Annotated in this window: 9 protein-coding genes and 2 tRNA genes; 10 read left to right on the forward strand and 1 reads right to left on the reverse strand. The window is 49.6% G+C overall.

Annotation, left to right across the window (positions count from 1 at the left end):
- Positions 1-281: 281 nt before the first annotated feature.
- Genes carA through greA form a run of 3 tightly spaced genes read left to right on the forward strand, consistent with a single transcriptional unit; the run spans position 282 to position 5,144 of the window.
- A complete protein-coding gene (gene carA, locus ACN0R1_RS15360) occupies positions 282-1,418 on the forward strand; it encodes a glutamine-hydrolyzing carbamoyl-phosphate synthase small subunit (RefSeq protein ID WP_417584498.1) in 1,137 nt (378 codons plus the stop codon).
- Positions 1,419-1,446: 28 nt separating this feature from the next.
- Positions 1,447-4,668 (forward strand): carbamoyl-phosphate synthase large subunit, encoded by a 3,222-nt coding sequence (carB, locus tag ACN0R1_RS15365; protein WP_417584416.1) that lies wholly within the window; start codon positions 1,447-1,449, stop codon positions 4,666-4,668.
- The gene (gene greA / locus ACN0R1_RS15370) at positions 4,665-5,144 is read left to right on the forward strand and encodes a transcription elongation factor GreA (RefSeq protein WP_417584418.1); all 480 of its coding nucleotides are present in this window, start codon (positions 4,665-4,667) and stop codon (positions 5,142-5,144) included. Before carB ends, greA begins: the two co-directional genes overlap by 4 nt.
- Positions 5,145-5,192: 48 nt before the next feature.
- Here the strand turns inward: greA and ACN0R1_RS15375 are convergent, their stop codons facing one another.
- The gene (locus ACN0R1_RS15375; protein ID WP_417584420.1) at positions 5,193-5,501 is read right to left on the reverse strand and encodes a YhbY family RNA-binding protein; all 309 of its coding nucleotides are present in this window, start codon (positions 5,499-5,501) and stop codon (positions 5,193-5,195) included.
- A gap of 399 nt (positions 5,502-5,900) precedes the next feature.
- Here ACN0R1_RS15375 and ftsH point away from each other — a divergent pair, with 399 nt between their 5' ends.
- From ftsH to ACN0R1_RS15410, 7 genes are all read left to right on the forward strand, one after another.
- Positions 5,901-7,928, forward strand: a complete 2,028-nt coding sequence (gene ftsH / locus ACN0R1_RS15380) for an ATP-dependent zinc metalloprotease FtsH (protein ID WP_417584422.1) — start codon at positions 5,901-5,903, stop codon at positions 7,926-7,928.
- A 106-nt stretch (positions 7,929-8,034) separates the two neighbouring features.
- The gene (folP, locus tag ACN0R1_RS15385; RefSeq protein WP_417584424.1) at positions 8,035-8,913 is read left to right on the forward strand and encodes a dihydropteroate synthase; all 879 of its coding nucleotides are present in this window, start codon (positions 8,035-8,037) and stop codon (positions 8,911-8,913) included.
- The gene (gene glmM / locus ACN0R1_RS15390; RefSeq protein WP_417584426.1) at positions 8,903-10,252 is read left to right on the forward strand and encodes a phosphoglucosamine mutase; all 1,350 of its coding nucleotides are present in this window, start codon (positions 8,903-8,905) and stop codon (positions 10,250-10,252) included. The genes folP and glmM overlap by 11 nt, the downstream gene beginning before the upstream one ends.
- A 47-nt stretch (positions 10,253-10,299) precedes the next feature.
- Positions 10,300-11,082: a triose-phosphate isomerase gene (gene tpiA, locus ACN0R1_RS15395; RefSeq protein ID WP_417584428.1), complete on the forward strand. Its 783-nt coding sequence runs from the start codon at positions 10,300-10,302 to the stop codon at positions 11,080-11,082.
- 4 nt (positions 11,083-11,086) lie between these two features.
- Positions 11,087-11,458 carry a preprotein translocase subunit SecG gene (gene secG, locus ACN0R1_RS15400; RefSeq protein ID WP_417584430.1) on the forward strand — a complete coding sequence of 124 codons (372 nt, stop codon included), beginning with the start codon at positions 11,087-11,089 and terminating at the stop codon, positions 11,456-11,458.
- A 25-nt stretch (positions 11,459-11,483) separates the two neighbouring features.
- Positions 11,484-11,569, forward strand: a tRNA-Leu gene (locus tag ACN0R1_RS15405).
- 15 nt (positions 11,570-11,584) lie between these two features.
- Positions 11,585-11,661 (forward strand) — tRNA-Met (locus ACN0R1_RS15410).
- Positions 11,662-11,883: the final 222 nt, after the last annotated feature.

The following is an 11,883-nucleotide window of genomic DNA, read 5'->3' on the forward strand; positions in this document are numbered from 1 at the left end:
ATGTGAGAGTAGGTCATCGCCAGGCACTTAATACTAAAGAAAGGGTCATCCAGAAGGATGGCCCTTTTTTTATATCTTTTCAAGTAGTTAAAGTCATATGTGATCTTGTGTTGGACTATTTACCTGAACTGCACTAAAATAAGGTCGTTTTGCCGGAAGTTTCCGCAAACCAACAGATTTCTTAAAGCGAGACTGGCTTCGGCTGTGTCTCGCTTTTTTACAACTGTTCATCACTTCATATAAAGTTATTTATCATGCAGCATATTAGCGGGGAGGTTCCATTGACGCGACCAGCCATTCTTGCCCTTGAAGACGGGACAATATTCAGGGGGATTGCGATTGGCGCTGACGGAGAGACCACCGGCGAAGTCGTTTTTAATACGTCTATGACCGGCTATCAGGAAATACTGACCGATCCCTCCTATTGTCGCCAGATCGTCACGCTCACTTACCCTCATATAGGGAATGTTGGCGTGAATTCTGAAGATCAGGAATCAGACAGTGTTTGGGCTGCGGGGTTGGTGATTCGTGATCTACCGCTCATCGCAAGTAATTTCCGTTCAGAGCAGGCGCTTGATGAGTACCTGGCCGAAAAAGGCATCGTTGGGATTGCAGATATCGATACACGTCGTCTGACGCGTATTTTGCGTGAAAAAGGTGCACAGAATGGCTGTATCATGGCCGGTGAGGTGGACGACGCTCGGGCAGTTGAACTTGCCAAAGGTTTTCCGGGGCTTAAAGGAATGGATCTTGCTGCTGTAGCGTCTGCTGCAGAAACCTACCAATGGTCAGTGGGTGAGTGGACCTTAGGTAAAGGCTATGCCTCATCTGAATCAACTGAGCAACCTTTCCATGTCGTTGCTTATGACTATGGCGTTAAACACAATATTCTGCGCATGCTGGTGAGTCGTGGCTGTAAGTTGACGGTCGTTCCGGCTAAAACCCCCGCGAGCGATGTGTTGGCCCTGCAGCCGGATGGTGTATTCCTGTCCAATGGACCGGGTGATCCGGAGCCTTGCGATTATGCCATCCAGGCTATCCGTGAAATACTGGAAGCCCGCTTGCCGGTTTTTGGTATCTGTCTGGGCCATCAGTTGCTGGCCTTGGCCAGTGGCGCGACCACTGAAAAAATGAAATTTGGCCATCATGGTGCAAACCACCCAGTGCAGGATATTGATAGCGGACAAGTGATGATTACCAGTCAGAACCATGGTTTTGCGGTATCTGAAAATTCGCTACCGAACTGCTTGCGTGCGACACATAAGTCATTATTTGATGGTTCGCTACAAGGTATTGAGCGCACTGATTGCCCGGCTTTCAGTTTTCAGGGACACCCTGAAGCAAGCCCTGGCCCGCGCGATGTTGCGCCTTTGTTCGACAAGTTCATCGGAATGATGCAAGCCCGTAAACGTGCCTGAACTGAATTATTGAGACTGGTTATTACTGATGCCAAAACGTACAGATATTAAAAGTATCCTTATCCTCGGAGCCGGCCCTATCGTAATAGGTCAGGCGTGTGAGTTTGACTATTCCGGTGCTCAGGCTTGTAAGGCGCTGCGTGAAGAAGGTTTCCGGGTCATCCTGGTGAACTCCAATCCAGCGACTATCATGACCGATCCATCAATGGCGGATGCAACCTATATTGAACCGATTCAGTGGAAAACGGTTGCCAAGATAATCGAAAAAGAGCGCCCGGATGCGCTGTTGCCAACCATGGGTGGCCAGACGGCACTTAACTGTGCCCTGGATCTTGATCGCGAAGGTGTGCTGGCTGAGTATGGTGTCGAGATGATCGGTGCTACCCAGGATGCCATAGATAAAGCCGAAGACCGTGAGCGTTTTGATAAGGCGATGAAGAATATCGGACTGGAATGCCCACGTTCTGCTATGGCGCATAGCATGGAAGAGGCGCTTCAGGTTCTCGATTCTATAGGCTTCCCTGCCATTATTCGCCCCTCTTTCACCATGGGTGGTTCCGGCGGTGGTATTGCCTATAATCGCGAAGAATTTATTGAAATCTGTGAACGTGGTCTGGAGCTGTCTCCCACCAAAGAGCTGCTGATCGATGAGTCGCTGATCGGCTGGAAAGAGTATGAGATGGAGGTTGTCCGCGACAAAAAAGACAACTGCATCATTATCTGCTCGATCGAAAACTTTGATGCCATGGGTGTGCATACCGGCGACAGTATTACTGTGGCACCGGCACAGACACTGACGGACAAAGAATACCAGATCATGCGTGATGCCTCGTTGGCTGTGCTGCGTGAGATCGGCGTAGAAACCGGCGGCTCCAACGTGCAGTTCGGTGTTGATCCCGAAACAGGCCGTATGGTTGTTATCGAGATGAATCCACGTGTTTCGCGCTCATCGGCGCTGGCTTCCAAGGCGACAGGTTTCCCTATTGCCAAAGTGGCGGCCAAACTGGCCGTTGGTTATACCCTGGATGAACTGCAAAATGAGATTACCGGTGGGCGTACCCCAGCCTCGTTTGAGCCGTCCATCGATTATGTTGTCACCAAGATTCCACGCTTCACTTTTGAGAAGTTTCCGCAGGCTAATGATCGTCTGACTACTCAGATGAAATCTGTGGGTGAAGTGATGGCAATTGGCCGGACCCAGCAGGAGTCGCTACAAAAAGCCTTGCGTGGGCTGGAAGTGGGCGCAACCGGTCTTGATCCAATCATCGATTTGGATGCTGAAGATGCACGCACAGATCTGATTCGTGAACTGCAGCAGCCGGGTAGTGAGCGTATCTGGTACATCGGCGATGCCTTCCGCATGGGTATGAGTGTCGATGAAATTTACGCCTTTTCGGGTGTTGATCCCTGGTTCCTGGTGCAGATCGAAGATCTGATCAAGGATGAGAAGATTGTGTCCCAGATGGCCTTGTCTGATCTGACTGCTGAACAGATGTATCGCTTGAAGCGTAAAGGCTTTGCTGATGCGCGCCTGGCAACCTTGCTGGGAGTGAGCGAAAAGCAGCTACGCAAACAGCGTCATGCATTCAATATTCGTCCAGTGTATAAACGGGTCGATACCTGTGCAGCCGAGTTTGCCACCGATACCGCTTATCTGTATTCCACTTATGAAGAAGAGTGTGAGGCTAATCCGACCAATCGCGAAAAGATTATGGTTATTGGCGGTGGCCCTAACCGTATCGGTCAGGGCATCGAGTTTGATTACTGCTGCGTACATGCGGCATTGGCTGCACGTGAGGCCGGTTATGAGACCATTATGGTTAACTGTAACCCTGAAACCGTATCAACCGACTACGACACGTCAGATCGCCTCTACTTTGAGTCAATTACACTGGAAGATGTGCTGGAAATTGTTGCCGTTGAAAAACCTAAAGGCGTGATTGTTCAGTACGGTGGTCAAACACCGCTGAAGTTGGCTGTTGCGTTGGAGCAGGCAGGTGTGCCGATTATCGGTACTTCACCGGAATCCATTGATCGTGCTGAAGACCGCGAACAGTTCCAGCAGATGCTGATGCGTCTGGGGTTGAAGCAACCTGAAAACGCGACAGTCAGAAGCCTCGAAGAAGCCGTTATCGAAGCCGCTAAAATTGGCTATCCACTGGTTGTACGTCCTTCCTATGTACTGGGTGGTCGTGCAATGGAAATAGTGTACAAGGAATCAGAACTGCGTCAGTACATGCAGTCGGCGGTTAAGGTTTCCAATGATGCACCGGTGCTGCTTGATCACTTCCTGAACGCCGCTGTTGAAGTTGATATTGATGCGGTATGCGATGGCGAAATCGTTGTGATCGGTGCCATTATGCAACATATCGAGCAAGCCGGGGTTCACTCGGGAGATTCCGCCTGTTCATTGCCGCCGTATAGCCTTGCTGCCGATGTTCAGGATGCGATGCGTGAAATGGTCCGTAAGATGGCACTGGAATTAGGCGTTATTGGCCTGATGAATGTGCAGTTGGCCTATCAGGATGGCGAGATATATGTCATCGAAGTCAATCCACGTGCTTCGCGTACAGTGCCCTTCGTATCCAAATGCATCGGTGTTTCTCTGGCAAAAATTGCGGCGTTGGTGATGACTGGCAGGTCCTTGACTGAGCTTGGCTTTACTGAAGAAATTATTCCAAAATTCTTCAGTGTCAAAGAAGCCGTGTTTCCGTTTAACAAGTTCCCCGGTGTTGACCCAATCCTTGGCCCTGAGATGAAGTCCACCGGTGAAGTGATGGGTGTGGGTGAGAGCTTCGGTGAAGCCTTCATGAAAGCACAGCTGGGCGCTGGTGAAAAAATGCCGTCCAAGGGTAAGGCGTTTATTTCTGTTCGCGATGTGGATAAACCGGGTGTGATCAGTGTTGCGCGTGATTTGGCCCTGTTGGGCTTCTCCCTGGTCGCAACGGCTGGAACCGCAGGTTTGCTGGAAGGTGATGGTCTGAAAGTTGAACGTATCAATAAAGTAATGGAGGGGCGTCCGAATATTGTTGATGTGATGAAGAATGGCGAAATTGCCTATGTCATCAATACCACTGAAGGACGAAAAGCCATTGCTGATTCGGCGGCAATACGTCGCACTGCACTTCAGCATAAGGTGCCTTACACTACCACCTTGGCGGGTGCGGTTGCGATTACCGAAGCGCTGAAGTTTGGTAAAGAGAAAGTAGTGCGTCGTCTGCAGGATTTACACAAAGGAGACTTCTCATGAGCCGTGTACCTATGACTGTTGCTGGTGAGGCGACTCTGAGAAAAGAGCTGGAAAGACTGAAAACTAAGGACCGTCCCAAAGTGATTGCTGATATCGCTGAGGCGCGCGCCCATGGGGATCTGAAAGAAAATGCTGAATACCACGCCGCGCGTGAGCAGCAAGGCTTTATTGAAGGCCGTATTCGCGAGTTGGAGTATAAGCTTTCCCAGTCTCAGATTATTGATGTCAGTAAGATTCCTCACACAGGTAAGGTAATTTTTGGTGTGACGGTCGAGCTGATTAATCTGGATACGGATGAGACTGTGCGCTATCAGATCGTTGGCGATGATGAAGCCGACATTAAAGCGCGCAAAATTTCGGTGAATTCACCGATTGCTCGTAGCTTGATAGGTAAGGAAGAAGGGGATATCGCGGCGGTTAATACACCCAGTGGTGTCTCGGAGTACGAAATTACCGAAGTGCGTCACGAAGGCTGAGCCAGGTTGGAAAAAGGCCACCTTCGTGATTGCGAAGGTGGCCTTTGCTTATTTTAGCCGCTGTAGATTAGATAATTTCGGGTTAGGATGATCTGACTTGCGATAAAGCAGAGCGATGTTGCCAATCTCCTGGACCAGGGTGGCTTCAACAATCTGACAGAGTTCCTTGATCAGGTCGCGCTTCAGCTGACGGTCTCCGACAGTAACTTTGACCTTGATCAATTCATGATCTGCAAGAGCACGATCGGTTTCCAGTTGAATGTTTTCGCTAAGACCATTGCCTGCCACCATAATGATGGGGTTTAGCTGATGGCCCAAAGTGCGCAGATGCTTTTTTTGCTCAGTAGTTAAGCTCATACTAGAATATGTGCCTCGTGGGTTTTCGGGAGGCATGCTGCCTGTTTAATTTAGTCAGATTTTACATGACTGAGCAGACGCTGAGTAGCAAAGAATGGTGATCTGCTGTAAAAGGAGTGCAGATAAAGCGTACTGGTGATAATAGCAGGGAACATTATGGTCTTTCTCCTATCAAACACAGGTAGCTTTGATCGTTCTGAAGATTGAGAGCGTAAAACATTGGTGAATGTTGGCAGGGCGACGGAGTTTGAGCTTATATGAGAGTAAGTTGATAAGCTTTAGGCTATCAATGCGATTAATAAATCTATAGGTAAAGATTCAGGCAGAGAGCTTTAGCTGTGGTATCATGACCGGCCGGTCATAAAGTTAAGTAGAACTGAGGGTGGACCTTTGAACGATATGGCAAAAAATTTAGTGTTGTGGCTCGTGATAGCGGCAGTACTGTTAACTATTTTCAATAATTTCAGCACTGAGCCTGAAGTCGGCAAGCTGTCATACTCTGAGTTTGTCGAAGAGGTGCAGGCTGGACGTGTGTCCAAGGTTCTTATCGACGGCTTCACTATTACTGGACAACGGCAAACAGGTGAAGATTTCACCACTATCCGTCCTGCCGTACAGGATCCTAAACTGATTGATGATCTGCTCTCTAATAATGTTCTGATCGAAGGCAAACAACCTGAAGGACAGAGTATCTGGAGTCAGTTGCTGGTCGCTGCCTTCCCGATTCTGATCATTATTGCGATTTTTATGTTCTTCATGCGCCAGATGCAAGGTGGAGCTGGCGGCAAGGGTGGCCCTATGTCCTTTGGTAAGTCCAAAGCCCGCATGATGAGCGAAGACCAGATTAAGACTACCTTTGATGATGTTGCCGGTGTAGAGGAAGCCAAAGAAGAAGTGGCTGAGTTGGTTGACTACTTGCGTGATCCAGGTAAGTTTCAGCGCCTGGGTGGGCATATCCCGCGCGGTGTGCTGATGGCAGGTTCACCTGGTACAGGTAAGACGCTGCTGGCCAAGGCCATTGCGGGTGAAGCAAAAGTACCTTTCTTTAGTATTTCCGGTTCTGATTTTGTTGAAATGTTTGTCGGTGTGGGTGCGTCCCGTGTCCGTGACATGTTTGACCAAGCGAAAAAACATGCTCCCTGTATTATCTTTATCGATGAGATAGATGCCGTCGGTCGTAGCCGAGGCGTTGGTCTGGGTGGTGGTAATGATGAGCGTGAGCAGACATTGAACCAGTTGTTGGTTGAGATGGATGGCTTCGAGGGAACTGAGGGCGTTATCGTTATTGCGGCGACTAACCGCCCTGATGTGCTAGATCCAGCGCTATTACGTCCTGGGCGCTTTGACCGTCAGGTGCATGTAGGTTTGCCGGACATTCGCGGTCGTGATCAGATTCTTAAAGTGCATATGCGTAAAGTACCACTGGGTGATGATGTCCGCTCTGATCTTATTGCGCGTGGAACACCCGGTTTCTCCGGTGCCGATTTGGCCAACTTGGTCAATGAGGCCGCGTTGTTCGCTGCACGTTTCGGTAAGCGTGTGGTCGGTATGGATGAGTTCGAAAAGGCCAAAGACAAAATCATGATGGGTGCTGAACGTCGCTCTATGGTTATGTCCTACAAAGAGCGTCTGAATACCGCTTACCATGAATCCGGTCACGCAATTGTCGGTCGTCTGATGCCCGAGCATGATCCAGTGTATAAGGTGTCTATTATTCCTCGCGGACGTGCGTTGGGTGTGACTATGTTCCTGCCTGCTGAAGATCGCTATAGCCACAGCCGACAGGGGATTATTTCTCAGATTTGTTCACTGTATGGTGGGCGTATTGCCGAGGAGATGACTCTGGGTAAAGAGGGTGTGACAACCGGTGCATCAAATGATATTCAGCGTGCTACGATGCTGGCCCGTAATATGGTTACCAAGTGGGGCTTAAGTGAGACTTTGGGTCCATTGCTCTATGCTGAAGAAGATGATGATCCGTTTGGTCGTGGTGCCGGTGGTGGTGCTAAGGCTAAGTCAGAAGAAACCCAGCGTGCCATTGATGCTGAAGTGAAGCAGATTATTGATGATTGCTATGCCAAAGCCTATAAAATTCTGGCAGAAAATCGCGATATTCTGGACTCGATGACTGAAGCGTTGATCAAGTACGAAACTATCGGTTCCACGCAGTTGGATGAATTGATGGCACGGCAGACTGTTAGTGCTCCTGAAGGTTGGCAGGAGCCGGGTGAAGATGCCGGTGAAAATAACAAGTCATCGTCTTCATCTACTGGTGCGGATGTTGATATGCCTGATGCAAGTGGCGACGAAGCAACTGATGCCGACGACAGTAGCACGGATGTCACTGATGCGGCTGATCCTTGGGTTGAGCCAAGCCGTGATGATCAGGCCGGTTCTGATGATAGCCGCAGTCCAGATCAGCGTTAATTAAGGCAGCAAGTAAATAGAAAAAGCCGGCCATGTGCCGGCTTTTTAACTTGTGCTTCGCGTGCAGTTACAAGAAAAGTGATAAATTCTAGTTGAGACTTGGAATATGTTGGTAAGAACCCTGCGCTGCGGACAGCGTACGCTTGATATCTCGCGACCTGTTGTTATGGGTGTTGTTAATGTGACGCCTGACTCTTTTTCTGATGGTGGAATATATTATCGTCAGAACCAGCTATCGATTGATGCCGTGTTGCGTCAAGCTGAAGCGATGGTTATATCAGGTGCTGGTGTATTGGATGTGGGTGGCGAGTCAACGCGTCCAGGTGCATTAACTGTGTCGGTGGCTGAAGAGCTGGATCGGGTGTTGCCGGTTATCGAGCAGCTTAAGCAGCAATTTGATGTGGTTATATCGCTGGATAGCAGTCAGCCACAGGTGATAGAGGCGGCGAGTAAACTGGGTATTGGTCTAATTAATGATGTGCGCTCATTGACGCTTCCCGGTGCGCTTGAGGTGGCCGCTAAGGCTGGGATTCCCGTTTGCTTGATGCATATGCAGGGGGAGGGGCCTGCCACCATGCAGCTTAAGCCTGAGTATGGCAATGTTATTGAAGACGTGATGGAATTTCTGCAGCAGCAAGTTGCTCGCTGTCAGGCTGTCGGTATTGCTGCAGATCAAATTCTTCTGGATCCGGGCTTTGGTTTTGGTAAAAGTCTGGGGCATAATCTCACCCTGTTAAATCGGCTGGATCAGATAGTAGCGCTGGGTTACCCGGTGTTGAGTGGTACGTCGCGTAAAACAATGGTCGGGCAGGTCACCGGTAAAGATGTCAGTCAGCGTCTAGGTGGTAGCTTGGCAACAGCTATACTTGCAGCTCAGAAGGGTGCTGCTTTGATACGTGTACATGATGTAGCAGAAACTGTCGATGCACTGAATATGCTTGAAGCCGTTTGTCAGGAAGGTTGGGAGATAAAATTTGACACGTAAGTATTTTGGAACAGATGGTATTCGGGGTGAAGTGGGTGTTTTTCCGATAACGCCTGATTTTGTTCTCAAGTTGGGGTGGGCGGCAGGTTGTGTGTTTGCCCGTGAGGGGCACAGCAAGATTATAATCGGCAAAGATACGCGTATTTCCGGTTACATGTTTGAATCAGCACTAGAAGCAGGTCTTTCTGCTGCGGGTGTTGATGTGTTGCTGACCGGTCCAATGCCGACCCCTGCCATTGCCTATTTAACTCGCACTTTCAGAGCCGATGCGGGTATTGTTATCAGTGCGTCGCATAATCCTTATCAGGATAATGGCATCAAGTTTTTTTCGGCCAAGGGCACCAAACTGCCTGATGAAGTTGAGCTGGCCATTGAGGCGCAAATGGATTTGTCGATGACAACTGTTCCTTCAGGGCAGCTGGGTAAAGTGCGTCGAGTTGAGGATGCGGCCGGACGCTATATTGAGTATTGTAAGGGAACGGTAAACGGCAATTTGAAGTTAAAAGGGCTGCGCATTGTGCTCGATTGCGCTAATGGCGCCACTTACCATGTAGCACCTTGTGTGTTTCAGGAACTGGGGGCTGAAGTGATTGAAATTGCTTCGTCGCCCGATGGCCTTAATATCAATGAAAACTCCGGTGCCACGGATGTTAATAGTTTGAGGAAGGTGGTTCAGGCTGAAGAGGCCGATCTGGGGATTGCCCTGGATGGTGATGGTGATCGGTTGATTATGGTAGCTCATAATAGCGATGTCGTTGATGGTGATGAGCTGCTGTATATTATTGCCAAGGCTATGCGCGATCAGGACCTTCTGGCTGGTGGCGTTGTTGGAACTCTGATGACAAATTTTGGACTGGAGCAGGCGTTCAAACGTGAAAGTATTCCTTTTGCGCGGGCTAAGGTCGGTGATCGCTATGTTATGGAGCTGCTAGACTCCAAGGGCTGGGATCTTGGCGGCGAGAGTTCCGGGCATATCGTCTGTAGGCAGGTTAGTTCGACAGGTGATGGCATCGTTGCGGCCTTGCAGGTTTTGAAAGCGATGGCTGATACGGGGTCGACACTGGCTGAATTGAAAAAAAGCGTGGTAAAGCTCCCACAACTGATGATTAATGTGGCGGTGCCGAAAGGTGTTGATCCACTTGGTGTGGTGGCAGTGCAGTCGGCTGTTGCTCAAGCTGAAGCTAAGCTGGGCGATACCGGACGCGTGCTTTTGCGTCCATCGGGAACCGAGCCTCTGGTTCGAGTTATGGTGGAAGGCGAAGATTCAGTTCTGGTCAAGGCGCTTTGTGCTTCGCTGGCTGAGGCTGTGGAAAAAGCGTTATCCGGTCTTGTATCCTGAATCCAACTCAGTTAAGATTTGCGCCTCTTTTATCAGGAGTGATATCAATGCGTAAAGCACTGGTAGCAGGAAACTGGAAAATGCACGGGCGGATTGAACAGAACAAGGTTCTGATCGATGCGCTGTTAACACAGTTATCCGGACTTCCTGAAGCTGATATCGACGTGGTGGTTTGTCCACCGCAGGCGTATTTAGCACAGATTGAAGCGTTGATTCAGGGAAGTCGTGTAGCGCTTGGCTCACAGGACGTTTCCAGATTTGCCTGTGATGGAGCGCATACAGGTGACTGCTCTGCTGAAATGTTAAGTGATTTGGGCGTTCGCTATGCGATAGTCGGTCACTCTGAGCGTCGCAGTGAGCATGGAGAGACAGATGAGCAAGTGGCAGTTAAAATTGCCAACCTGCTAAGTGCTGGGCTAACACCGATTGTTTGTGTTGGTGAAAGTCTTGAGCAGCGTGAAGCTCATCTAGTTACCGATGTGATCAGCCTGCAGCTCAAAGGGGCGCTAGGCTCTTTGCAGCGACGTGAGGCTGAAAAGTTAGTGATCGCCTATGAACCTGTGTGGGCAATTGGAACAGGCAAAACAGCAACGCCTGAGCAAGCTCAGGAAGTACATGCCTATATACGACAGTATCTGTCATCAGTATTTGATGAAGAGCTTTCGCAGGGTATTACGCTTTTGTATGGTGGTAGCGTTAACTCTACCAATGCCGCCGTTTTATTTGAGCAGGTTGATATAGATGGCGGCCTGATTGGCGGTGCGTCGCTAAAGTCTGATGAATTTACTGCTATTTGTCGCGCCGCGGCTCTTAGCACAATAAATGGTTGATATAATGGAAACACTGGTTCTGATCGTTCACGTATTGCTGGCAGCGGCTATTATCGCCTTGGTATTACTGCAGCAGGGCAAAGGCGCAGAAGCGGGTGCTTCATTTGGTGCGGGTGCCTCACAGACTGTGTTTGGCAGCACTGGCAATACCGGATTTATGGTTAAGATTACCGCACTGGTGGCAGCTATCCTGTTTGCGACCAGTTTTGCTCTAGCCTACTTCGCTAAAGAGCGCGCCTCTAGTGTAGGCGATGCAGGTATCCCGTCGTTGCAGGTTATTGAATCTGCTGCAGAACGGGCTGAAGAGCTTCCTGCACTTGAAGTGCCAGCTTCATCTGGCGCAGCTTCTTCAAGTGATATTCCATCAGCCGATTAAATCTGGCTGCTTGGGTAACGTTTTAGCCGACGTGGTGAAATTGGTAGACACGCCATCTTGAGGGGGTGGTGAGCTATGCTCGTGCCGGTTCGAGTCCGGCCGTCGGCACCATGATTTATAGTTTGATGCGGGGTGGAGCAGTCTGGTAGCTCGTCGGGCTCATAACCCGAAGGTCATAGGTTCAAATCCTGTCCCCGCTACCATTATAAAAACCAGCTGGTAACAGCTGGTTTTTTTATGTATGTACAGGCAGAAAATTGCTCCTGCATTTTCTGCCTAAGCGCCGTCCTGGCGCGATATGCCGCGAGCGCTGGTAAGCGCATGAGCGGCGTGTGTCTAAACTTCGCTTTACAACACTTCCTACTGCCGTTACAGCTCTTTGTACTAGCGGCCATCATTAATTTCGTCGTTTTAAATTATACTTC

Origin of the sequence: Nitrincola sp., assembly GCF_048264025.1 — a bacterium.
Taxonomy (GTDB): domain Bacteria; phylum Pseudomonadota; class Gammaproteobacteria; order Pseudomonadales; family Balneatricaceae; genus Nitrincola.

Bases quoted from the DNA above. Each gene is read 5' to 3' on its own strand.
- carB (WP_417584416.1), top strand. From the start codon at position 1,447: ATGCCAAAACGTACAGATATTAAAAGTATCCTTATCCTCGGAGCCGGC.
- greA (WP_417584418.1), top strand. From the start codon at position 4,665: ATGAGCCGTGTACCTATGACTGTTGCTGGTGAGGCGACTCTGAGAAAA.
- ACN0R1_RS15375 (WP_417584420.1), bottom strand. From the start codon at position 5,501: ATGAGCTTAACTACTGAGCAAAAAAAGCATCTGCGCACTTTGGGCCAT.
- ftsH (WP_417584422.1), top strand. From the start codon at position 5,901: ATGGCAAAAAATTTAGTGTTGTGGCTCGTGATAGCGGCAGTACTGTTA.
- folP (WP_417584424.1), top strand. From the start codon at position 8,035: ATGTTGGTAAGAACCCTGCGCTGCGGACAGCGTACGCTTGATATCTCG.
- tpiA (WP_417584428.1), top strand. From the start codon at position 10,300: ATGCGTAAAGCACTGGTAGCAGGAAACTGGAAAATGCACGGGCGGATT.
- secG (WP_417584430.1), top strand. From the start codon at position 11,087: ATGGAAACACTGGTTCTGATCGTTCACGTATTGCTGGCAGCGGCTATT.